The following is a 23,401-nucleotide window of genomic DNA, read 5'->3' as shown; positions in this document are numbered from 1 at the left end:
CCTATTTTGCCACGGGTTCGGTGCTGTGCGCGACACGGCGGCGCCGGCACCAGCCCTATGACCGAAAAATAAACGGCGTGGCAGGGATCAATGTGAGCAAAACCCTATTCGCCCAACACTTCGAGGGCAGCCAGCCACTCCAATTCGATGCCTTCCCGATCAGCCTCAAGGTCTTTCAGCTTTTTGTTCAGCTCGCCGAGGGCATCGAAGTCGTTCTCTGAAGTGGCTTTGACCATCGAGTCGTGGATCTTCTTTTCCTGCTGCTCCAGCTTGCCGAGCTGGCGTTCGATCCGGTTTTTCGCCTTCCGGGCATCGCGCTTGGCAGCCTCGGAGGGCCCTGTCGGTGCGGCCGCCGCGCTGGAGCCGCCGGCGCTGGTGACCGGGCTGCCGCCGCCAGCCACCGTGGAGCCGGCCAGGGCCGCCTCCCGGAGTTCGAGGTACTGGTCCACTCCGCGCGGCAGGGCACGGAGCTTGCCGTCGCCCAACAGCGCCATCTGGTGGTCGGTGACGCGTTCCAGGAGGTAACGGTCGTGGCTGACCACCACCAGCGTGCCCGGCCAGCCGTCCAGGACGTCTTCGACGGCGGCCAAGGTATCCGTATCGAGATCGTTGGTGGGCTCATCGAGCATCAACACGTTGGGCTCACCCACGAGGAGGCGCAGGAGCTGCAGACGACGGCGTTCGCCACCGGACAGGTCCTTCACGGGGGTCCATTGCTTCTGGTTGGTGAAGCCCAACTGCTCCACCATCTGGCCGGCGGTGAATTCCTTCCCGCCCACGTTGAACGAGCGCTTCTCGCGTTCGATGACTTCAATCACGCGAAGGTCTGCGACATCGTCGAGTTCCTTGACCTCCTGGGTGAGGACGGCGCTGACCACTGTCTTGCCGCGTTTGACGTTGCCGGATGTGGGCTGGATTTCGCCGTTAAGGAGTTTGAGCAGCGTGGTCTTACCGGCACCGTTGACGCCTACCAGGCCCAGCCGTTCACCCGGGGCCAGCCGAAGTGTGATGTCCTCAAACAACTTCGCGCCGTCGCCACCGAGCAGGTCGAGTGAGACGTTTTCGAGGTCCAGGACGTCCTTGCCCTGCCGGGCGGTCGCCATCTTGCTCAAGGCCATCGAGTCCCGCGGCTCGGGGACGTCGGCGATCAGGGCGTTGGCTGCTTCGATCCGGAACTTGGGCTTCGCAGTCCGGGCCGGGGCGCCGCGGCGCAGCCAGGCCAGTTCCTTCTTGACCAGTTGCTGGCGCTTGCCCTCCACCACGGAAGCGTTGCGGTCACGCTCGGCGCGGGCCAGCACGTAGGCGGCATATCCGCCGTCGAAGGGGTCCACGATCCCGTCGTGGACTTCCCAGGTGTTGGTGCAGACTTCGTCGAGGAACCAGCGGTCGTGGGTGACCACCAGGAAGGCACCCTGATTGGCCCGCCAGCGGGTTTTGAGGTGCCTGGACAGCCAGGCCACGCCCTCCACGTCGAGGTGGTTGGTGGGCTCATCCAGCATGATGACGTCGTGGTCCTCGATCAGCAGCTTGGCCAACGCGACGCGGCGCTTCTGCCCGCCAGAGAGGGCGTGCACATTGGCGTGCCAATCGACGTCGGAGACCAGCCCGCCCATGACCTCACGGATCTGTGGGTTGCGCGCCCATTCGTAGTCGGCCTGGTCCCCCACAATGGCAACGCCAACGGTCAGGTCGCCGTCGAGGACGTCGCTCTGGTCCAGGTACCCCACGTTGACCTCGCTGCGTTTGGTCACCCGGCCGGAATCGGGGGTGGACCTGCCTGCGAGCAGCCGCATCAGGGTGGACTTGCCGTCGCCGTTACGGCCCACCATCCCGATCCGGTCGCCCTCTTCGAGGCCCAGGGTAATGCCGTCCAGGACGGTTCGGGTTGCGTACGCGACGGTGAGGTTCTCGCCGCCAAGGAGGTGTGCCAAGGGGAACTGCTTTCTGCTGCGGGTGGGGAAATTCTTAGTGTGTATCGGAAATGATGCGGGCGCCGGGGACCGGCCCATGCACGGCCAAGGCTGCGTGTCCGTACCGGCGCAGGTCTGTCGCCAGCGATTCCGCGGCCACTGAATCGTCCGCGAGCAGCGCAACGGTGGGCCCGGATCCGGAGACGATCCCGGCCAGGGCGCCGTGGGATTCGCCACTCCCCAGCGTATCGCGCAGCGCCGGGGAAAGTTCGACGGCGGCGCGTTGCAGGTCGTTGACCAGGACCCGGCCAAGGGCCTCGGCGTCGCCGCTGCGCAAGGCGGTGAGGACCGCAGGGTCCACAGCGGTTGGTTCGGCGGTGTCGACGCCTTCCGCGGCCCGCAGCCGGTCAAGGGTCCGGTAGACCTCGGGAGTGGACAGGCCGTAGTCGGCAGCCACCAGGACCCAGTGGGTCTGGGCTTTGGCCAGCGCGGGTGAGAGTTGATCGCCCAGGCCAAGGCCCACCGCAGTGCCGCCCAGCAAGGAGAAGGGCACGTCTGCGCCCAGCTCGGCGGCCAGGTGGGCGAGTTCCTCGCGCGACAGGCCGCTGTTCCAGAGGGCATCGCAGGCGAGGAGGGTCGCCGCAGCATCCGCAGAGCCACCGCCCATGCCGCCGGCCACCGGGACCCGTTTGGTGATTTCGAGGTGCACCCCGGTGGCGTGTTCGGAGACGTCCGCCATGATCGCGGCGGCACGGTACGCGAGGTTGCCGGCACCCAGCGGAATATCCACGCCGTCCAGGTCCAGGGTGCTTGCCGGGCTGAGGCTGACAGTGATGCCGGGGGCTTCGGTGCTGGTGGCTGCCACTTCCTCGTAGAGGGACACCGCCAAGTACACGCTGGCCACTGAATGATAGCCGTCCGCGCGCAACGGACCCACGTCCAGGGAGACGTTGATTTTGCCAGGTGCCTTGACGCGCACCGTGCGGCTGGTGAACCGTGCCCCTGGGATACTCACGCCAGCGCCTGCCGCGCTTCTGCGATCCTGGCGAACGCCGACACGTCGATCACTTCGCCGCGCGCGGTGGGGTCAACACCTGCGGCCACCAGGAAGCGTTCCGCCTCCGCAGCTCCGCCTGCCCAGCCCGCCAGTGCCGCCCGGAGGGTCTTGCGGCGTTGCGCGAAGGCAGCGTCCACCACCGCGAAGACCTGCTCACGCGTTGCGGTGGTCTCCAGGGGCTCGTGCCGGCGGAACGCCACCAGGCCGGAATGGATCTTGGGTGCAGGCCAGAACACGTTCATGCCGATCACGCCCGCCTTGCGCATGGTGCTGTACCAGGCGGCCTTCACCGAGGGAACACCGTACGTCTTCGAGCCAGGGCCCGCAGCCAGCCGGTCGGCTACTTCGTCCTGGACCATGACCAGGCCGTGCTCCAGGCTGGGGAAATGCTGCAGCAGGTGCAGGACCACGGGCACGGCCACGTTGTAGGGCAGGTTGGCGACCAGCGCTGTGGGTTGGACCGGCAGCTCTGTCACTTTCATGGCGTCCGCTTCGACCAGGTGGAAGGAGCTGGCAGCATCTGGTCGCCACTGGGCAACCGTCTCGGGGAGCTTTGCGGCCAGGACCGGATCGATCTCCACCGCCACCACTGCAGCGGCAGCATCCAGCAGACCCAGCGTCAGGGAGCCGAGGCCGGGGCCCACTTCCAGCACGGTCTCGGTGGGGCCAATACCCGCTGCCGTGACGATTCTGCGGATGGTGTTGCCGTCGATGACGAAGTTCTGGCCCAAGGTTTTGGTGGGCCTGATCCCGATCTCTTCCGCGAGCCGTCGAATATCTGTGGCACCAAAGAGGGGTGCGGGCGCAGCGGGGATCGGTTCAGTCACCTAGGTATCCTATCCCGCGGCACGCCGGGCGTCCGGATCGGCAAAGGCTGGTTAAGCGCCAATGGCCGGCCCCGGAACATCCGGGACCGGCCATTGGCTCGGGACAAACGTGCGGTGCGGGCTAGCTGCCCGCTGCCCAACCGCAGCCCCAGGGCTGCAGGCCACGCTGGGCGTAGACACGGTTGGCGATGTCAATCTGCTGGGCCTTGGTGGCCAGGCTGGCGTTGGGGGCGTACGCGCCACCGCCGGCACCAATCCAGGTGCGGATATCGAACTGCAGACCGCCGTAGTAGCCGTTGCCGGTGTTGATGCTCCAGTTGCCGGTGGCCTCACACTGCGCGATCTTGTCCCACATGGCCTCGTTCATGATGGCTGGGGCGGCAGCGCCGGTGTTGGACCCGGCAGCAGCAGCGGCAGCGGCCGGTGCGGCGGCAGCCTGGGCCACAGGCTTGGGCTTGGTGCCCACGGTGATTTTTTCCGTGACGGGCTTGACAGCGACGTTTTCGGAAACCATGGTGCGGGATGCTTCGCGGCCGTCAACCATGACCAGCTTGAACGTCTTCTCGTTCTTGCCTGCCACGCCTGCCTGGGTAACCGATTTCTCGCCCACGAGGACGGTGGCGTCCTCGGTGGTGACGGATTCGAACGGTACTTCTTCGCTGGTCACGGCCGTCTGTCCGGTGTCCACGCGGGAGACCTTGATGACCATGTTGTTGACCACGGGGGCGGTGGCCGGCTGCGAGAGCCGATCGTTGGCACCGAGGCTCAGGCCGGCGTCGTCCAGGACGTTACCTACCGTGGCGGCAGTGGTGGTGGCGGCGGACGCTTTGCCGTCGGCAACGATGCTCACGCTCTTGGGCGTGGAGATCGAAACGTAAGAGCCGGCGAGGGCCAGCTGGGCGTCTTTGGGGGCCGACACGGAGGAGGCACTTGCTACGCCGAGCTCGGTGACCAGGCCGGCCACATCCTGGGCGGTGGTGTTGACGGTCTTCTCAGCGCCGTCAAGGCTGACCTTGACCTCTTTGGCCTGGTTGACGTTGATGACCGTGCCGTTCTGCACTGCGGAATCGAGCGCCGGGGAGATACGGTCCGTGGGCTTCAGTTCGAAGTCTGCGCCCTTGACAACCTGGCCCACGGTGCCGCCAAAGGTCTGCACGGAGCTGACCTTGCCGTCCACGTTGAGCGTGACCGTTTTGTTATTTCCGACGAAGGCGACGAGCCCAACCACCAGTGCGCAAAGCACCAGGATCTGAGCGCCAACCTTGACGAAACTCACCTTGCCGTCCGATGTGAAGAACTTGACCACGTTTGCCCGTAACTCTCGGTCCGTCCGGGCACGGGGATCAGCGCAGGAAAATACCCGGTACTTTCCTGGTTTTCAGGGCAGTCCGGGCATCAGTGCGCGGCCACACTCCACCGGAGAAACGCAGCGGACAAGCCCGTGCGTTCGACGGCAAAATTGGGAGTGAATTTACCCGGCGGCCTTCCCCGACCCCGGCTAATATGCTTCCACTGTAACCGTAGCGTTATAAACGGGCCAACAAATCGACATACCGGGTATTTACTCGCCAGGGTGTCGCGGCCGCTTGATCACTCCCACGATCCGTACGCCCGCACCGTATTTTCGCTGATCTGCGCGCAGAATTCGGCAAGGTCCCTGCCTGTCAATTCGGCCATGCTGCGCACCGTGTAGGGGATCAGGTAGCTCGCGTTGGGTTTGCCGCGGTGGGGGTGCGGCGTCAGGAAAGGCGCATCAGTCTCCACCATGATCAACTCCGGCTCGGCCACCGCGAGCGCAGCCCGTAAGTTGTGCGCATTCTTGAACGTCACGGTACCGGCGAAGGACATCCACCAGCCATGCTCGTTGCAGATCCGTGCCAGCTCCTCGTCCCCCGAGAAGCAATGGAAGACGACGCGTTCGGGGGCGCCTTCCTCACGCAAAACATCGATCACATCCTGATGGGCGTCCCGATCGTGGATCTGGAGGGTGAGATCGAGCCGCTTGGCAATGTCGATGTGGCGCCGGAAAGAGTGCCGCTGGTGCGCCAAGCCGGCCCCTTCCGTCCGGAAGAAGTCCAGCCCTGTTTCGCCGATGGCCCGGATGCGGGGATGTGCCGCCAAGGCTTCGATCTCAGCGAGCGCCGATTCGAGTTCCCCCCGTTCCGCGTAGAGCGGCGCGTCGTTGGGATGCAAGGCCACGGCCCCCAGCAGCCGACGGTCCTGCTCCACGGCTGCAACAGTAAAGCGGGAGGATTCCAGGTCGCAGCCCACCTGGACGGCGCCTTTGACTCCGACGGCCTCCGCAGCATCCAGGGCTTCGCGGACTCCCACGGGTGCTGTTCCGTCCGGAAAGTCGAGGTGGGTGTGGTTGTCCATGACGGGAACAGGCAGTGGTTCCGGTGCTGGCGGGTACGTGCGCCGGGCCGATTTCTCGGCATCGACTGGGGTGCCAGTGGCAGCGAATTGATAGGCGCTGGGGGTCTGCGGGGTGCACATCCTTCCAGCTTAGGTGCCGGGTGGCCTGCATTTTTCCGCGGAACTCTCTGCCAGTTGGAACAGTTGAGTTAGTAGTCTGGTATTACTACGAGCGATCGCCCAGCCATGGGCGGCGGCAGGCGCAGGCCGTCCAGGTCACCCCCGGATTGAAAGGTTGCCGATGGAACTTCACCAACGCAGTGCTGCTGACGAAGGTACTGAGGACCTCTTGTCCGAGAACCATCACGACGGCAGCGCTGGCGGGGGCCAGCGTCCTGCGGCCATGGGCGCCGATGCGTTCCACGCCGCCAGCGAGCGCATCCTCAGCACCATCAACATCGTCATCGACGGGAAGTCAGATGCGGCCAAGCTCGCGCTGACAGTGCTGCTGGCGCAGGGGCACCTCCTCCTCGAGGACGTTCCGGGAGTGGGAAAGACGCTGCTGGCCAAAACGTTGGCCCGGACCATCGATTGCTCCGTCAGCCGGATCCAATTCACCCCTGACCTGCTCCCTTCTGACGTCACCGGCGTGTCCATCTACAACCAAGCGTCCCGGCAGTTCGAATTCCGCCCGGGCGCAGTGTTTGCCAATATTGTCATCGGTGACGAGATCAATCGCGCCTCGGCCAAGACCCAGTCGGCCCTCCTGGAATGCATGGAGGAGCACCAAGTCACCGTGGACGGCCGTTCCTACATCCTGGACGAGCCCTTCATGGTGGTGGCCACCCAAAATCCGATCGAGATGGAGGGCACCTACCCGCTGCCTGAGGCACAGCGAGACCGCTTCATGGCCCGGATCTCCATGGGCTATCCGGACCGGGACGCAGAAATTGAGATGCTGGAAACCCACCAGTCAGCTTCCCCGCTGGCACTCGTCACGCCGGTGGTCAGTACCGTCGAGGTTGCTGCGATGATCGCCGCTGTGCAAAACATCTACGTTTCTGCCGCGGTCAAGGAATACACCGTGGCTTTGGGCCGAGCCACCCGGGAGAGTCCGCTGTTGCGCCTCGGCGCCAGCCCCCGCTCGCTCCTGCAGTTGCTGCGCGCCGCCAAAGCGACGGCAGCACTGGACGGCCGCGACTTTGTCCTCCCCGATGATGTGGTCCAGGTGGCCGAGGCGGTGCTGGTCCACCGCATCATCCTGGACCGCAAGGCAGCGGGGGCCGGCGAAAGCGCCCACAGCGTGTTGGCGAGCATCCTCCAGCGTCTCCCCGTGGCATATGCACCCGCAGGCCAGGACAGGTCCAGCGGCGGCTTCAGCCGAAATTCATAGGAGTCGAACTCATGGCGCTGCTCGACAGACTGCCCCGAAACCTCTTCACGGCACGTGGCTGGGGAATGCTGGCCTCGGGTGCCGCCGCGCTCGGCGCCGCCGCCATTATGGGCCGGCGCGATCTTCTGGGCCTCGCCATCCTGCTGCTGGTCCTGCCTTTGGTTTCACTCGCGGGAATCCGGCTGGCCAAACCACGGTTCCAGGTCTACCGAGAGTTCAACCCCTCCCCCGTGGAGACCGCCGCGCCAACTACCGTGCGGCTCGCCGTCAGTCGCAAAGACGCGGGCAGCGCCCGCGCCACGATGGAAGAACACCTGCCTGCCCGCTTCGGCGAATCACCGGCGTTCCACTTCCCTGCCAGGTCGGCCACCGGCGGGACCAGCCGCTACGAATACCACCTGCGCTCCCGCCAGCGCGGGCAGTTCCGGATCGGCCCCGTCATGGCCGAGTTCACCGACGCCTTCGGCTTGTCCATGCACCGGCACGCAATCGACGACGGCGACCTCCTCACCGTGACGCCAGCCGCCGTCGTTCTTCCCGCCACCGGTTTGGCTGGCGCGCGCGGCAACGACGGGGTCACCGCCACGCGGATTCGCGCCAACCCAAGCGATGACGATGTGATGACCCGCGAGTACCGCTTGGGGGATCCCATGCGGCGCGTGCACTGGGCCGCCACCGCACGGCACGGGGACCTCATGGTCCGGCAGGAAGAGTCCGTCACCACCCCTGAAGCCACCGTGATTTTCGATATCCGGTCCCTAGCACACTCGCCCGGCAACGGCCCGGCGCCAACCGGCCGCGGCCGACGTGACGGAAACGCCATCCTCACCACCGAAACCTTCGAATGGGCGGTGGTGGCCGTGATGTCCATTGCCGCGCACCTCACGGAACGCAAGTACGGGCTGCGCTTGTTGGACGCCCGGGGGGAACCCGCGTTCCTGACCTCGCCGTCCGCGCCAGAGCCGGAGGTGGAGGACTACACGGGCAGTTCCGGCCTGCAATCCATCGCCGAGAGCCTTGCCGCCATCGGCCTCGCCGGTGGCGGGCACCGCGGCCCCGTGGAGTCGGCTGCCCCGCCCTTCGATGACCACCTGATGGATAAGCTGTCCGGCCACCGGATGCGCGGACCGTTGATCGCGGTCTTGGGCACCATCTCCGCCGAGGAAGCGGTGTCACTCGCCCCGGCGGCCGGGTTCGGCACCAATGCCTTTGCCCTGATCGTTGCCGAGAAACCCGGCGAGTATGCGGGGGTCTTGGAAACTCTACGCCGCGGCGGTTGGCGGGCCGCAGCCGTTGCGCCAGCCACCCCGGTGGGCAACGCCTGGTCAGGATTCGACGAGGACGTGGTTGCGCTGGCACCCTCCCCCACCGCACGGCAGCGGAACGGGGTCCTCCAGTGACCTTGGCGCCGCCCACACCCCGCACCAGCAATCGGGAACCTGCACCGGCCGCCAACGCCCGGCCCCGGCGGGAACCAGTGGGTCTCTACCCCTGGCTGATGGCCACCGCCATTGCGGTAGCGGTCTGCGGCGCAGCCTTGGCGTTGAACGGCGTCCTCCGCGGTTGGGGCTGGTATCTGCCGGTGTTGACCACGGTCCTGGCCACCAGCATCAGCCTCGCCCTCCTCCGGGCGCTTCGGGCCAAGCCACTGCTGGTGACCATCGGCGGGTTCGTGGTCCTCGGCGCGGCCCTGAACCTGACGTTTTTCCGCGGTTCGAGCTTCCTGGGCGTGCTACCCGGCGGCGGGACCATGGCCGAACTTGACCGACTCCTACGCCGGGCCAGCGAAACGGTGCTGGCCGAGACGGCGCCCGTGGCGCCCAACACTGGCATTGTCTTGGTGATCTGCGCCGTGCTGGGCCTAGCGGTCATTCTGATTGATGTCTTGGCCGTCCCGCTGGGCATGCCAGCGGCTACCGGCGCCGCCTTGCTGGCGACCCTGGTGGTTCCCGCCATGATCAAGCCGCAAAGCGTTGGGCTCTGGGCTTTTGCCGTGACGGTGCTGGGATACTTGATGATCCTGGCGTGTAGTCAGTGGTTTTCGCCCGGCGGCTCCCGAACGGACGCGGCGGGCAGCCCCGGACAGGCCCGGCGGGCAGCCCTGACCGGTTCGGTGGCCTTGGTGGCGGCGCTGCTGGCGCCGGCAGCCATTCCCGGGTTCGATCAAGGCACCTTTCCGCAGGGCTCCCGCCTCAACCCGTGGGGTGCTTCGACCGGCCTGAACCCGATGATCACCCTGGGAAACAGCCTGCGAACCCCGGACGGCAGCGGGCGCATCACGTACGCCACCACCGCGAGCACACCGGTGTACCTCCGGACTGTCACCGTGGACAATTTCGACGGCGACACCTGGGGCCCCGACGATCGCAACAGTTCGCGCGTGGCCTTGGACGGTCCAATCGAGCCGGGCTACTCGGTGCTCGGCGCAGCTCAGAGTCGCCAGGTGACCACCGTCAACACAGGCAACTTCAGCAGCCAGTACCTGCCGGCGCCCTACGCTCCCGAGTCGGTCGGAGGCCTGGATGGCCAGTGGAGTTGGGATCCGGCCACCCTGAGCATCAGGAGCGCCGAACCATCGGTGCGTCGCCAGGAATATACGGTGACCTCCGCCATTCCGGCCTTGACAGCGAGTGTCCTGGCGCAATCGACGGAACCTGTCCGGGGTATTTCCACCGATTTCAGCCGCATCCCCGGGAACATCCCAGACATTGTGCGGAGCACCGCCAGCTCTGTGGCCGGCACGGCAACCACCCCGTACCAAAAAGCCATGGCCATCCAGACCTACCTCCGCTCGGCCCAGTTCAGCTATTCACTCCAGTCACCCGTGCAGAACGGCTACGACGGCAACGGCCTGTCCGTGCTTGCTGACTTCCTGACCCAGAAGAGCGGCTATTGCGTCCACTTCGCCTCGGCCATGGCCGTGATGGCACGGTTGGAGGGGATCCCCAGCCGGATCGCCGTGGGCTACGCGCCGGGGAGGCAGACCGGTGAAGTAGTCACCGTTCCGGGTGAGGGCTCACTGCCTGAATTCGAAGTCGATTCCCGCGACGCCCACGCCTGGCCGGAACTGTATTTCCAGGAACTGGGCTGGGTGGCGTTCGAGCCAACGCCCTCACGCGGCGTGGTTCCCGACTACGCCACCACTGCATCAGGGGCATCCTCGCCCGCGTCGGTGGAAAACAACGATGACTTGCTGCAGCCCGACGCTCCCGCGCCGGCACCATCATCCACTGCCTCCGCTGCCCCCGTGCCGCAGACCGGCGGCGGCAGCACCGGCACCGAAGCCAGTCCCATCCCGTGGCTGCCGGGCGTGGGCGGTGGGCTGGCTATCGGTTTGCTGTTGGCCGGGCCGTTCCTGATCCGTTCCGGGCTCCGGGCGCGGCGGCTGCGGCCCCGCGATCCCGCAGCAGCTGCCGGGCTGGCCTGGGCCGAGGTGCTGGACCTTGGTGTCGATTACGGCGTGCCGCCGAGACCCAGCGAAACACCCCGGACTTACGCTGCCCGGTTGCGCGGCGCGCTGCTGGGCGATCCCAGCGGGATGGACCAGGCAGCCCACGCCGCCGTTGCGGCGGTGACGGCCGACTACGAACGCAGCCAGTACGGTCGCCAGGACGCCGTGCCGGGAAGCAACGCGGCTGTGCAAGCCGCGCCAGTGGAGTCAGGACTGCTCGACGGCGGCCCAGGTCAGCGTGCCAGGCTGGAGTCCCTGCGCGGCTCGTTACACGAGAACGCCGGTCCTGCGCGCCGGATCCTGGCGACGTGGGCGCCGCCGTCGGTCCTGCGAAGGCTCGTGGCCCTGGTCAAGGCCCCCGTCGCCAGCCTGCGGCAGGGCGGATCCTTGCTGGCCCGGTCCGCAGCTGGCGCGTGGCGTCGGCTGCGGAACCGTCAGGCCGCGTAGAACCGGGCTGGTCCCCGCGGCGGAACGGTCAGCTGGCGTAGGGATCGGCGATGCCGATGTACTGCGTGTAGAGGTATTCCTCGATGCCTTCAAGGCCGCCTTCACGGCCCAGGCCTGACTGCTTCACCCCGCCGAACGGTGCCGCAGCGTTGGAGATGACCCCGGCGTTCAGGCCAAGCATGCCCGTTTCCAACCGTTCGCCCATCCGGATGCCGCGGTTCAGGTCCTTGGTGAAAACGTAAGCCACCAGCCCGTACTCGGTGTTGTTGGCTAGCCGGACAGCGTCATCTTCGGTGCTGAAGGTGACGATCGGGGCCACCGGACCGAAGATCTCTTCACCAAGGATCCGGGAATCCTCGCTGACACCCGTGAGGATGGTGGGCTGGTAGAAGTAACCCGGCCCGTCCACAGGCGCGCCGCCCACCACAGCGGTGGCGCCGTCGGAAATGGCGTCCGAGACCAGGCTATGGACCTTGTCCCGGCTCTTGGCGTCGATCAGCGGCCCCACCTTGGACTCCGGCTCCGTTCCACGGGCAGTGGTCATCTCGGCCATCTTCGCGGCGAACTTCTCGGCGAATTCGGCGGCGATGGACTCGTGCACAATGAACCGGTTGGCGGCGGTGCACGCCTCACCCATGTTGCGCAGCTTCGCCAGCATCGCACCGGTCACGGCGGCATCAACGTCGGCGTCCTCGAACACGAGGAACGGGGCGTTGCCGCCCAACTCCATCGAGGTCCGGAGCACCGTTTCGGACGCGTCACTCAGCAGTCGACGGCCCACTTCCGTGGATCCGGTGAACGACAGTTTCCGCAGCCGCGAATCCTTGATCAACGGCCCGGTGGTGGCCCCTGCAGTGGAGGTAGGGATGACATTGAGGACACCTGCCGGGAGGCCGGCTTCCAGCATCACGGCGGCGAACAGCTGGGACGTCAGCGGTGTGAGGTTAGCCGACTTGAGCACCATGGTGCACCCTGCTGCGACCGCCGGGGCGATCTTCCGGGTAGCCATGGCCAACGGGAAGTTCCACGGCGTAATCAACAAGCACGGCCCCACCGGCTTCTTCGTCACCAACAGCCGTGACTTGCCGTCCGGAGAGACGGAATAGCGGCCAGAAGAACGCACCGCTTCTTCCGAGAACCAACGCAGGAATTCGGCGCCGTAGGTGACTTCGCCCCGGGCCTCCGCTAGCGGCTTGCCCATCTCCAGCGTCATTAACAGGGCAAAGTCGTCCGCCCGCTCGGTGACCAGCTCGAACGCACGGCGGAGGATCTCGCCCCGCTCACGCGGCGGCACCTTCGCCCATGACTCCTGGGCTGCTGCGGCAGCGTCGAGCGCGGCGGCGGCGTCTTCGGGGCCGGCGTCGGCAATGCTCAACAGAACCTTCCCGGTGGCGGGATCTTCGACGTCGAACGTCTTCCCTGACGCGGCATCCCGCCACTCACCATTGATGAGCAACCCCGTAGGCACAGCAGCCAGCAGCTGGCTCTCGCGCTCGGCAGTGATTGTTTGCTGGGCAGGAACAGTCATGGGAGATCCCCCGTCGTTAGGGTTGCTGCAGCCTCAGGGCGGTCCGGCCGGGCCGGACTCAATAGGCTGATCAAGGCTCACCCTACTGCGGGCATTTCCCCGGGGTCTAGGCCTCGCTGCACTGCAGATGCGCTGCTGGCTTGTGCAGCTGCACAGCGCCGGTGCGGTGGTAGAGGAGTGCCGGACAGCAGCTACCGGGCCGCAAGGACCGCCGAGTACAGCTCACGCTTACTGACCCGCGACTCCTCCGCCACTGCGGCGACCGCCTCTTTGAGCCGAATCCCCTGTGCCACCAATTCGTTGACGGCCGCCACGTGGTCCGCCGGCGTACCGGCAGCCTGTTCAGGGGCTCCGGCCAGGACCACGGCAATCTCGCCCCTGACCTCGTTGGATTCGGCCCACGCCAGGATGTCGCCCAGGGAGCCCCGCAGGACTTCCTCATAGGTTTTGGTGAGTTCGCGGCAGACGGCCACCCGCCGGTCGGGACCGAACCGTTCGCGGAGGGCCCGCAGCATGACTTCAAGACGGTGCGGGGCTTCGAAGAACACCATGGTGCGACGCTCCGCGGACAGGTCAGCCAGCCGGGAGGCTCGCTCGCCTGCTTTGCGGGGCAGGAACCCCTCGAAGCAAAACCTGTCAGTCGGCAGCCCAGAGAGCGCGAGTGCGGTCAGGACTGCCGATGGCCCCGGCGCGGCGGTCACCGTCAGCCCTGCAGCGACGGCACCCTCGACCAGGCGGAAGCCAGGGTCAGAGACGGCTGGCATGCCGGCGTCGGTCACCATCACCAAGGTGCTGCCTGCGCGCACCTGGTCCAGGAGCTCCGCGGTCCGCGAGGCTTCATTGTGCTCGTGATAGCTGATGATCCGGCCGGCCACCGTGACGCCCAGGTTCTGGACCAGCCGGTGCAGCCGGCGGGTATCTTCGGCGGCCACAATGTCAGCGGTCCCCAACAGCTCGATCAGCCGAGCGGAGGCATCGCCGGTGTTGCCGATGGGGGTGGCGGCCAACACGATCCGCCCACCGGGAGTCGGGCTGGCGTTCGGGCTGATTTCGGGGTTAGCATCCACCCCCCAAGCCTACTGCGAGCGGGACGGCCAGCCGCAAAAGGTAGCATGGGCACGTGACCCAGACCCCCACCCGGCCCGCAGCAGCCAGCGATCCTGTGCCAGCGGAGGGACGGCCGCCACGAACAGCGCGGCCCTGGGTGGCCCGGCCCACCGAGGCCTTCACTGACGAAGCCCTCCGGCGCCGGCTCCTGGGCAGCATCCAGGATTGGCGCGCCTACCCGCTCTCGCTCCGGCTCTGGTTCATCGCCGTTCCCGTCTTCACCGCTGTGGTGGCCGGCATCCTGCGCTTCGTGCGGTTGGGCAGTCCACCCAAGCTGGTCTTCGATGAGACCTACTACGTCAAGGACGCCTACTCGTTCCTGCAGAGCGGCTACGAACGCAACTGGCCAGACAAGGCCAACGATGCCTTCAACGCCGGGGATCCCACCGTCATCTTGAACACCCCCGAATATGTGGTGCACCCACCGGTGGGCAAGTGGATGATCGCTGCAGGTATGTGGCTGTTCGGCTCAGATAATCCTTTCGGCTGGCGCTTTGCCGCGGCCTTGACCGGAACCCTGTCAGTACTCCTCATCTCCCTGATTGCCCTCAAGCTCTTCCGGTCGCTCCCCCTGGCCGGCGCGGCGGGCCTCCTTCTCGCCGTCGACGGCCACCACCTGGTGATGTCCCGGACATCCTTGCTGGACATCTTCTTGATGTTCTGGGTCCTGGCGGCGTTCGGCGCCCTCCTCATGGATCGCGACGACGGCCGGCGCAGGCTCGCTGCCCGGCTGGCCGCCGCGGCAGCCAAGGTGGGTGGACCGCCGTCGGCCCTCCTGCTTTCCGGACCGTGGCTGGGAGTCCGCTGGTGGCGGGTAGCCGCCGGCGTCTGCCTGGGCCTTGCCGTGGGCACCAAATGGTCTGGGCTCTTCTTCCTGGCAGGATTCGGCCTCCTGACGGTCTTCTGGGACCTCAGCGCACGCAGGATCGCAGGCATTCGTGGCTGGATCAGCGGCGGCATCACCAAGGACGGGCTGCCCGCATTCATCAGCATTGTCCCGGTTGCCGCGGTGGTCTACGCCGCTACGTGGATTGGTTGGTTCCGGTCCGACGATGCGTACTTCCGGCGCTGGGCGCAAAGCAATCCCAGCGCCGAGTGCGGCTGGTTGCCTGACGCCGTCCGGTCACTGGCGCATTACCACCTGGAAGCCTATAAGTTCCATCAAGGCCTCAGTTCAGAGCACCCCTACGAGGCCAACGCCTGGAGTTGGCTGGTTATGGGCAGGCCCACGTCTTTCTTCTACGAATCTCCCGCCCAGGGCACCGAGGGCTGCACCGTAGAGAAGTGCACCTCAGCGATCCTCTCGGTGGGCAATCCGCTGATCTGGTGGGCCGCCGCGATTTCCCTGGTGGTGCTGCTGTTCTGGTGGGCTGGGCGTCGGGATTGGCGCGCTGGGGCCATCGTGGCGGGCGTCGCCGTGGGCTACCTGCCGTGGTTCATGTACCCGGACCGCACCATGTTCTTCTTCTACGCAATTTCCTTCGAGCCGTTCCTGGTACTGGCGCTGGTCTACTGCCTGGGCCTGGTCCTGGGCCGGGCCAATGACCCGCCCTGGCGCCGCCGCTCGGGACTCTACCTGGTAGCGATGTTCCTGGTGGTGGCGCTGTTGCTTTCGGCCTTCTTCTACCCCGTGTGGGCAGCCGAAATCATCCCCTACGACCAGTGGCGGATTCGAATGTGGATGCCGTCCTGGATCTAGGGCAGGATGGCAGTAGACCAATCGGGCTGCTGGTGCGGCCGTGGCTGCGGAACGGAGAACTGGCGTGCGGGAAGCAAGTACAGAACTGCTGGTAGAGCTCGATCCCACCAGTAACGTCACTGACCTGCTGCTGGCGCGGCACACCAGCAATCCTGCCGCGGCGCTCTACCGGCGCAAAGGCCCCAACGGCTGGCTGGACGTCTCAGCGCAGACCTTCCTGCAGGACGTCCGCGCGCTCGCCAAGGGACTCATCGCCGGCGGCCTGGAACCCGGCGATTCGGTGGCCGTCATGTCCGCCACCTGCTACGAATGGACCTTGGTGGACTTCGCCACCTGGTTCGCCGGTGGCGTCACGGTACCCATCTACGAAACGTCCTCCGCCAGCCAGGTTGAGTGGATCATCGAAGACGCCGGCGTGCGGCGGGTCTTCGTGGGCACCGACGATCTCGCGCAGCTGGTCAGCGGCGTCCTGGGCAGTTCGGAGCGCCTCCGCGACCGGCTGGTGGGGGTGGTCCGGATGGATCACGACGGCGATGCCCCCAACTTGGACAGCCTCACCGCCGCCGGGGCTGGCGTGGCCGACGCCGAACTGGAGCGGCAGCGCACCAGGGCGGACCTGAACAGTGTCGCCTCGCTGGTCTACACCTCCGGGACCACCGGAAAGCCGAAGGGGTGCGAGATCACCCACGGCAACTTTGCGCTCGTCGCGGCCAACATTGTGGCCTTCCTACCGGAGATCCTCCTCAAGGACGGCGCCCGGACCCTGATGTTTCTGCCACTGGCGCACGTGCTGGCCCGTGCTGTCCAGGTCGTATGCCTGCACGCCGGTGTGACGTTGGCCCATACCCCCGGCGCCGCTCAACTGCTGGCCGACCTGGGCAGTTTCAAACCGACATTTCTTCTGGTGGTGCCCCGGATCTTTGAGAAGGTGCGAGCTACCGCCGCCCACAAGGCGACGGTGGCGGGCAAGGGCCGGCTCTTTGCGGCCGCCGCCGCGGTGGCCATCGAGTACTCACGGGAACAGGATGCACAAAGCCGCGGCGAAGGCCCCGGGCCACGGCTGCTGAGCCGCACCAAGCAGGCACTCTTTGATCGGCTGGTCTACCCCCGCCTCCGCGGGGCCCTGGGCGGCCAGGTGGGCTACACCGTGTCAGGTGCCAGCCCGTTGGCCCTCGACGACGCGCACTTCTTCCGCGGGGTGGGCATCCCGGTGTTGGAGGGGTATGGCCTCACCGAAACAACGGCGCCGTGCACGGCCAACACCCCGTCACGGACCCGGGTGGGCTCGGTGGGGATTCCCATCCCCGGCACCACCATCCGGGTCGCTCCGGACGGCGAGATCCTGGTCAAGGGAATCGGCGTTTTCAAGGGGTATCACCACAACGATGCCGCGAACAGTGCCGCCTTCGTGGATGGCTTCTTCCGGACTGGGGACCTGGGCGTCCTTGACGCCGAAGGGTTCCTCACGGTCACGGGGCGCAAGAAGGACATCCTGGTGACTGCTGGCGGCAAGAACGTTGCTCCCGGCCCGCTGGAGGAGTCCGTCCGGGCCCACCACCTGGTAGGCCACGCTGTGGTGGTGGGTGACGGGAAACCGTTCGTTGCCGCACTCATCACGTTGGACCCGGAAGGCCTCGCCAACTGGCGCACCGTCCAGAACCTGCCACCGCTGACCATGAGCGACGCCGTGGCAGATCCCGCCGTCAAGGCAGCGGTCCAGGAGGCGGTGGACCGGGCGAACCTCTTGGTCTCCAAGGCCGAATCGATCCGGACCTTCACCCTCCTCGACGCCGACTTCACCCTTGAGTCAGGGCACCTGACGCCGTCCCTGAAACTCAAGAGGGCCGCCGTCGTCAACGACTTCGACGACGAGATCGCGCGGATCTACTCCTGATCAGCGGTTGCCGGCGCCTTCCGGGCTGGCAGTCCACGACGGCGGCGCGTAGGCCAGGTCAGGACCAAGGTGAGGATGGCGGCCACCAGCACCATTCCGCCGATTCCGATGCCCGCGTCAATCCAGAATTGTCCCGGGAAGAGTCGAATGAGGGTGTCGTCCAGGCTGAACGTCCAGGAACCATCCGCAAAGAAGATGCGGTGGAATTCGGTGAAGAACTGCTGCCAGCCCAGGATCGCCAAGGTGCCCAGGCCCGCGATGACGGCCAGGGTGACCAGGGAACCGGCAAACAAGGCCCGCCGGACCCCGCCCTTGCTCCGCTTGCGCAGGTAGATGATGGCTGCCAGGCCCAGCAGCAACAGCAGCGCACCAGCACCGAACGTGGAAAGGATGACCGTTTTCACGTCGGCCATGTGGCTGACTTCGCCGTCCTTGAACAGCTTGTCGCCGCTGCGGTAGACCAGGTCCCCCAGGTACCTGGGGCTCGCCCAGTTACTCAGGTAGTCCACCGCGTACGAACCGTAGGTCATCCGGTCATCGGTACTGAATCCGTAGCCGTCTCCGGGGAAGCCGGGCCGGTTGTATTCGATCCAGAGGAACAGCGGGCTGGTGACCGCGCGGACAGCGAGGATCAGCAGCACCAGTGGATAGAAGATGGCGAGCAGGACCTGCGTGACGCGCGGCATGACGGGTTTGGCGTTGACGGCGTTCTCCCGTTGGGCGTTGCGCCGTTCCACCTCGTCCTCGGGCGGACGGACCTGCAGGGCAGAGGTGGGGTGCCGCTCTTCAAAGAGGGGTGCGTTGTCCTTGGTGGGTTCGACGGCGGCTGCAGCAGCCTTGCGCTCCGCTCTGCTCTCGGGCTGGGCCGTCCGTCCCGCTGGCGTTATGGGGGTGGCAGTCGTTTTGGCGGTGGGCGAGGCTGTTGCGGAGGCGGCCGTTGCGGACGCCGCGCCGAGGGTGGTCGCGCCGCCAGTCGGTGCAGTGCCGTTCGTTGCGCTGCTGGTTGCTGCACTGCCGGTGGTGGCACTGCCGGTGACTGGGTGCACAGCGGTTGGTGCCGTGGTGCTGCCCGTGGGGGTGGTGGCGCGTCCGGCGGGGCGGCTTCCTTGCTCGTTGGCAGCGGGCCCGGCATTCGCGGCAGTCTTGCCTGCGTTGGAGGCACCCGGTTTCTCGGAGCCTGCAGCGCTTGGCTTGGCGGGGGTGAGCCAGGAGAAGGCCGGTTCGTCGGAGTCGGCAGAGGTATCCAGGAGGGGTTCCTCCGGGGCCGCCACGTTCTTGGTGGGGACCGATTTCTCGTCTTTCACAGCGGCGTCACTTCCGTTGGGGTTTCTGCGCGCCGCGTAGGGACGCTGCGCCTGACTCTGCCCTCGAGCCTACCGGCCGGTGCGAAGCCCCGCGGGAAACCACCCCGCCAGAATTACAACGATTCGGGCAGTACCCGTGGCGCGCCGCAGCCCAGTCGGACCTGCCACGAGGCCGGGCTTAGTTGTCGTACTCGGCCCAGGGGATGTTCCAGTCGCCGTAGCCGTCGTCGTTGGCTGCGTAGTCGCCTTCGGTGTTGATGATCTGGACAACGTCGCCGGTGCCCATGTTCTCAAAGACCCAGGCGGCACCGTCCGGCAGGAACCCGATGCAGCCATGCGAGACGTTAGTGTTGCCGATGTAGGGGAACGCCGAGTCGAGCGCCTGGTGCAGATACGCGCCGCTGAGAGTCAGCCGGATGGTGTACTCAACATCCTCTTCCCCATAGTAGGCGGGGTCGCCGGGCTTCAGGCCGATGCTGGCGGCCCGGAAGTGGTCGTAGCGCTTCTTCTCCATCAACACGCCGAAACCGCGGGCAGAGGGGAACCGCTTGTCCCCCATGCTGACCGGCAAGGTCTTGACCGGTTGGTCGTTGACGCTGAGCGTGAAGGTGTGAGCGGTGGCGTCCGCAACAGCAACCTTCTTATCGCCGATGTTGATGCTCATCTTCTTGTTGAAGTTGGCGATCTGGCCGTTGCCGAGGTCCACGCCGAATAGTTTCATGTCCATCGAAACCGTGGAGTTCGCGGTCCAGAAGTTCTCCGCCCGATACCGCACCATGGTGTCGCTGTACCAGTGGAAGGCGCCTACCTGGCCGGCGCTGCTGGTGATAGTGATGGCTTTCTCGACAGCGGCACGGTTGAGGACAGGCTCGCTGAAGATGACCTGCAGGGGCTGGCCCACACCAACTTTCATCCCATCCAGGGGGTAGATGGCAGCGTCAGCCTCATGTGAACTGGAGACCGTGCTGAAGGCGTGCGTGATGCTGGTTTCTCGGCCGGCACCGTCTTTGACCACGTAGGTGTAGCTGTAGTCGGTGTTGAACTTCAGCGCTCCCGTGGCGGCCCAGCCGGTCCCAGCAGGATCGATGCTACCTTCCACGCCCTCACCACTGGTGCTGGTGAGCGTAACCCGCTCAATAGTGCCGTTGCCCACGGTCAGGGTTACCGGCGCTGCGGGGTTGACTTGTTTGGCACCGTTTGTGGGAGTTGAATCCGCGTTCACTGGCGCCACCACCGGCGCAGCCAGGCCGGGCGCCGAACGGACAGCCGAACTGGCCTCGGAAGCCAGTGAACTTCCGGCCAGGCCGGGCGCAACCGCTGCGAAGACGCCGCCGGCGGCCGCCAACAGGCACACTGTTGCCAGCACCAGGATCTTCTTGACACTGCCCTTACGCCGCGGTTTGAAATCAGCTTCCATGGGTCAATTCTAGGCGCTGACAACAGAACCCGGGTGCCAGTGGCATCCGGGTTCCGTGGTGTGCACCGTTCCAGGCAGCTGGTGCCGGTCGGTTTAGTCGGGTGGCCTAGTAGCGGTAGTGCTCCGGCTTATACGGGCCGGCCACATCGATATCGAGGTATTCAGCCTGGTCCTTGGACAGTTCCGTGAGCTCCACGCCCAGGGCACCGAGGTGCAGCCGTGCCACCTTTTCGTCCAGGACCTTCGGCAGGACGTACACCTGGTTGTGGTACTCGCGCTCGTCCTCGGCCTGGTCCTTCTTCGTCCACAGTTCGATCTGGGCGATGGTCTGGTTGGCAAAGGAGTTGCTCATCACGAACGACGGGTGCCCGGTGGCGTTGCCCAGGTTCAGCAGGCGCCCTTCGGAGAGCACAATGATGGATCGCTCGGAGTCAGCGCCGGCGTTGAAGACCCATTCGTGCACCTGCGGCTTGATCTCGACCTTGGTGATGCCGTCGATTTTCGCCAGCCCAGCCATGTCGATTTCGTTGTCGAAGTGGCCGATGTTGCCCACAATCGCCTTATTCTTCATCCCGGCCATGTGCTCGGCCATGATGACGTCTTTGTTGCCGGTGGTGGTGATGAAGATATCGCCAATCGCCAGGACTGATTCGAGCTTGGCGACCTGGTAGCCGTCCATGGCAGCCTGCAGCGCACAGATGGGGTCGATCTCGGTCACGATCACCCGGGAACCCTGGCCACGCAGCGCTTCTGCTGCGCCCTTGCCAACATCGCCGTAGCCACAGACCACAGCAACCTTGCCGCCCATGAGGACGTCCGTGGCGCGGTTAATGCCATCAGGCAGAGAGTGCCGGATGCCGTACTTGTTGTCGAACTTGCTCTTGGTCACCGAGTCGTTGACGTTGATAGCCGGGAAGAGCAGCTTTCCTTGGGCAGCGAGCTGGTAGAGCCGCAGCACACCCGTGGTGGTCTCTTCGCTGACGCCCTTGATGCGGGCTGCGATGCGGCCCCACTTCTTCGGGTTGGCTGCCAGCGAGGCGCGCAGGACGTCGAGGAAGACAATGTGCTCCGCGGAATCGTTCTCCGCGGCGCTGGGAACTGCTCCGGCTGCCTCGAACTCGACTCCCTTGTGGACCAGCATGGTGGCGTCGCCACCGTCGTCCAGGATCATGTTCGGGCCGAGTTCCGGGTTGGTATCGGCGCCGGGCCAGGTGAGGATCTGCTCAGCAGTCCACCAGTACTCCTCGAGCGATTCGCCCTTCCAGGCAAACACCGGAACGCCGGCAGGGTTCTCCACGGTGCCGGTACCCACCACCACTGCTGCTGCTGCCTCGTCCTGGGTGGAGAAGATGTTGCACGACGCCCAGCGCACTTCAGCGCCCAGCGCCGTCAACGTTTCGATCAGGACGGCGGTCTGGACCGTCATGTGCAGGGAGCCGGCAATCCGGGCGCCAGCGAGCGGCTGGGTGGGACCGAACTCTTCGCGCAGGGACATCAAGCCCGGCATCTCGTGCTCGGCGAGGCGGATTTGATGCCGGCCAGCTTCCGCGAGGGAAATGTCGGCAACCTTGTAATCAAACGTCATGGGGATCCTTTGGTCTGTATCCGAGGGTTCTTGTCCCGGCATGCTGCCGGCGGGCGGCGCTGCTGCGCCGCGAAAAAAGGCGTCGGCGCGCTTACGGCGCCGGGGTGGGGCTGACTGAATCGTGCTGGTCCGAACCCGCTGTGGCGGCTGCTGCCATCAGCTCCGGCGGCAGCAGCAAAGGGATGCCGTCTTCGATGGCATAGCGCGGGGTGGCGCCCGAGGCTGCGGTGGCAGTGGCCACCAGCTCCTCGCCTTCCTGGATCAGGGGTGAGTTCGTCACGGGACACCGTAGGACGGACAACAGCTCGGGGCTGATCTTTGGCATGTGTTGCTGCTCCCTGGCGGGCGCGCTCGCGCCGGTTGCGGACTGGTGTACAGCGTCCAGCCTACCGCCAGATGCCCGTCAGGACGGTTCGCGGAGAATGCGCAGGTGACCTCGGCGGGTACCTTCGGCGCCGGCCGGCGCTTCCAGGGCTGCGTGGGTACTACGCTGGGTGGGCGACGGCGCCTGCCGGGACGGCTGCGACGCCGCCTCTCGGACGGCGTCAGCGAGGGCAAGGAGGTCATCCGGTCCGGGCTGGGGTGGTGTGGTGGGCATCGCGAGGCGAAGGACTTCCCAGCCCCTGGGCACCGTCAAGGACCCGGCGTGCTGGCTGCACAGGTCATAGCAGTGCGGTTCGGCGTAGGTGGCCAGGGGTCCGAGGACCGCTGTTGAATCTGCGTAGACGTAGGTCAAGGTAGCCACGGCCGATTGACGGCAGGCGGATCTTGAACACTGACGGATAGCTCCCACGAGATCACAGACTACCGGCCCGAGCGGCCAATCCCGCGCATTGGCGCAGGTCCCGGCGCGCATCCTGCCCCGTCGGACCGCTGTCGCAGTTTTCAGTCACCGGGTTTACAGTCAATGTATGCAGTCATCGAACCAGGAATCAGAATTTACGGTCCGGTTGGCTGACCCCGGCAGCACCGGGGATCCGGCCGAACCGGTAGAACCGCGAAACTTCGCCGTCCGCCGTCGTAATCGGCATGGGCGCGGCCTCCGCGGCCTCATTATCTTGCCCACCCACCCCGGCTACCGAACACGTTCGGACATCTTCGATGATCTGGTCATGGAATCGGCACAGCGACTCCACGACATCTGGGGTAAGACGCTCGACGGCGTCCGGTTCGGCGTCGACGAGATCCCACCCAACCTCGAGCAGTTGGCTGCCGCGGGCACCCCCGTCCCGATGGGTTCTTCAACTCAGGCCACCAAGGACGACGGACCGCTGGTCACCGTGTACCGGCGCGTGGTGGAACAGGGCAGCCTGGGGCCAGAGGAACTGCAAGATCTGGTCCATGACGTCGTGGTGGAATACACGGCTGAAATGCTGGGCGTGGCCCCGGAGACCCTGGACCCCGTCTACCGCCGCAGGTACTAGGGC

18 protein-coding genes are annotated in these 23,401 nt (G+C 66.0%); 6 read left to right on the top strand and 12 right to left on the bottom strand.

What is annotated here, in order from left to right; translation table 11 throughout:
• Positions 1–104: 104 nt before the first annotated feature.
• From PSET11_RS09955 to PSET11_RS09935, 5 genes are all read right to left on the bottom strand, one after another.
• Positions 105–1,931, bottom strand: a complete 1,827-nt coding sequence (locus PSET11_RS09955; protein WP_124091947.1) for an ABC-F family ATP-binding cassette domain-containing protein — start codon at positions 1,929–1,931, stop codon at positions 105–107.
• Between the two features lie 34 nt (positions 1,932–1,965).
• Positions 1,966–2,925, bottom strand: coding sequence for a 4-(cytidine 5'-diphospho)-2-C-methyl-D-erythritol kinase (locus PSET11_RS09950; protein WP_124091946.1), 960 nt, complete (start codon positions 2,923–2,925; stop codon positions 1,966–1,968).
• Positions 2,922–3,794: a 16S rRNA (adenine(1518)-N(6)/adenine(1519)-N(6))-dimethyltransferase RsmA gene (gene rsmA, locus PSET11_RS09945; protein WP_124091945.1), complete on the bottom strand. Its 873-nt coding sequence runs from the start codon at positions 3,792–3,794 to the stop codon at positions 2,922–2,924. The genes PSET11_RS09950 and rsmA overlap by 4 nt, the downstream gene beginning before the upstream one ends.
• A 121-nt stretch (positions 3,795–3,915) precedes the next feature.
• Positions 3,916–5,100 (bottom strand): resuscitation-promoting factor, encoded by a 1,185-nt coding sequence (locus tag PSET11_RS09940; RefSeq protein WP_124091944.1) that lies wholly within the window; start codon positions 5,098–5,100, stop codon positions 3,916–3,918.
• 284 nt (positions 5,101–5,384) lie between these two features.
• Positions 5,385–6,290: a TatD family hydrolase gene (locus PSET11_RS09935; protein ID WP_124091943.1), complete on the bottom strand. Its 906-nt coding sequence runs from the start codon at positions 6,288–6,290 to the stop codon at positions 5,385–5,387.
• Between the two features lie 160 nt (positions 6,291–6,450).
• On the opposite strand from PSET11_RS09935, the gene PSET11_RS09930 reads away from it, so the two are divergent.
• Genes PSET11_RS09930 through PSET11_RS09920 form a run of 3 tightly spaced genes read left to right on the top strand, consistent with a single transcriptional unit; the run spans position 6,451 to position 11,440 of the window.
• Positions 6,451–7,542: an AAA family ATPase gene (locus tag PSET11_RS09930; RefSeq protein WP_124091942.1), complete on the top strand. Its 1,092-nt coding sequence runs from the start codon at positions 6,451–6,453 to the stop codon at positions 7,540–7,542.
• Positions 7,543–7,553: 11 nt separating this feature from the next.
• Entirely contained in the window at positions 7,554–8,942 is a 1,389-nt protein-coding gene (locus tag PSET11_RS09925; RefSeq protein WP_124091941.1) for a DUF58 domain-containing protein, read from the top strand.
• A complete protein-coding gene (locus tag PSET11_RS09920; RefSeq protein WP_238989099.1) occupies positions 8,939–11,440 on the top strand; it encodes a transglutaminase TgpA family protein in 2,502 nt (833 codons plus the stop codon). The genes PSET11_RS09925 and PSET11_RS09920 overlap by 4 nt, the downstream gene beginning before the upstream one ends.
• Before the next feature lie 28 nt (positions 11,441–11,468).
• Here PSET11_RS09920 and PSET11_RS09915 read toward each other — a convergent pair whose 3' ends face one another.
• Together PSET11_RS09915 and rsmI are read right to left on the bottom strand one after the other, a co-directional pair.
• Entirely contained in the window at positions 11,469–12,968 is a 1,500-nt protein-coding gene (locus tag PSET11_RS09915) for an NAD-dependent succinate-semialdehyde dehydrogenase (protein WP_124091939.1), read from the bottom strand.
• Positions 12,969–13,159: 191 nt separating this feature from the next.
• The gene (gene rsmI, locus PSET11_RS09910) at positions 13,160–14,035 is read right to left on the bottom strand and encodes a 16S rRNA (cytidine(1402)-2'-O)-methyltransferase (RefSeq protein WP_124091938.1); all 876 of its coding nucleotides are present in this window, start codon (positions 14,033–14,035) and stop codon (positions 13,160–13,162) included.
• 53 nt (positions 14,036–14,088) lie between these two features.
• Between rsmI and PSET11_RS09905 the strand changes: the two genes are divergently transcribed.
• Positions 14,089–15,774 (top strand): dolichyl-phosphate-mannose--protein mannosyltransferase, encoded by a 1,686-nt coding sequence (locus PSET11_RS09905; RefSeq protein ID WP_124091937.1) that lies wholly within the window; start codon positions 14,089–14,091, stop codon positions 15,772–15,774.
• Positions 15,775–15,838: 64 nt separating this feature from the next.
• Positions 15,839–17,668, top strand: a complete 1,830-nt coding sequence (locus PSET11_RS09900) for an AMP-dependent synthetase/ligase (protein WP_124091936.1) — start codon at positions 15,839–15,841, stop codon at positions 17,666–17,668.
• Here the strand turns inward: PSET11_RS09900 and PSET11_RS09895 are convergent.
• The 5 genes from PSET11_RS09895 to PSET11_RS09875 form a co-directional block, all read right to left on the bottom strand.
• Positions 17,659–18,972, bottom strand: coding sequence for a TIGR01906 family membrane protein (locus PSET11_RS09895; RefSeq protein ID WP_238989098.1), 1,314 nt, complete (start codon positions 18,970–18,972; stop codon positions 17,659–17,661). The genes PSET11_RS09900 and PSET11_RS09895 overlap by 10 nt on opposite strands.
• Positions 18,973–19,150: 178 nt before the next feature.
• Positions 19,151–20,389 (bottom strand): L,D-transpeptidase, encoded by a 1,239-nt coding sequence (locus PSET11_RS09890; protein ID WP_124091935.1) that lies wholly within the window; start codon positions 20,387–20,389, stop codon positions 19,151–19,153.
• 106 nt (positions 20,390–20,495) lie between these two features.
• Positions 20,496–21,974 (bottom strand): adenosylhomocysteinase, encoded by a 1,479-nt coding sequence (ahcY, locus tag PSET11_RS09885; RefSeq protein ID WP_124091934.1) that lies wholly within the window; start codon positions 21,972–21,974, stop codon positions 20,496–20,498.
• Positions 21,975–22,065: 91 nt separating this feature from the next.
• Positions 22,066–22,299 (bottom strand): Trm112 family protein, encoded by a 234-nt coding sequence (locus PSET11_RS09880; RefSeq protein ID WP_124091933.1) that lies wholly within the window; start codon positions 22,297–22,299, stop codon positions 22,066–22,068.
• Positions 22,300–22,377: 78 nt separating this feature from the next.
• Entirely contained in the window at positions 22,378–22,767 is a 390-nt protein-coding gene (locus tag PSET11_RS09875) for a DUF3499 domain-containing protein (protein ID WP_238989097.1), read from the bottom strand.
• Positions 22,768–22,885: 118 nt separating this feature from the next.
• Here PSET11_RS09875 and PSET11_RS09870 point away from each other — a divergent pair, with 118 nt between their 5' ends.
• Positions 22,886–23,398 carry a metallopeptidase family protein gene (locus tag PSET11_RS09870; protein WP_124091931.1) on the top strand — a complete coding sequence of 171 codons (513 nt, stop codon included), beginning with the start codon at positions 22,886–22,888 and terminating at the stop codon, positions 23,396–23,398.
• The last annotated feature ends 3 nt before the right edge of the window (positions 23,399–23,401 follow it).

The sequence above is a fragment of the Arthrobacter ulcerisalmonis genome (assembly GCF_900609065.1).
In the GTDB taxonomy this organism is placed as follows: Bacteria; Actinomycetota; Actinomycetes; order Actinomycetales; family Micrococcaceae; genus Arthrobacter; species Arthrobacter ulcerisalmonis.
The sequence above is the reverse complement of the archived record's forward strand: the minus strand, read 5'-3'. Positions and strand labels throughout refer to the sequence as shown.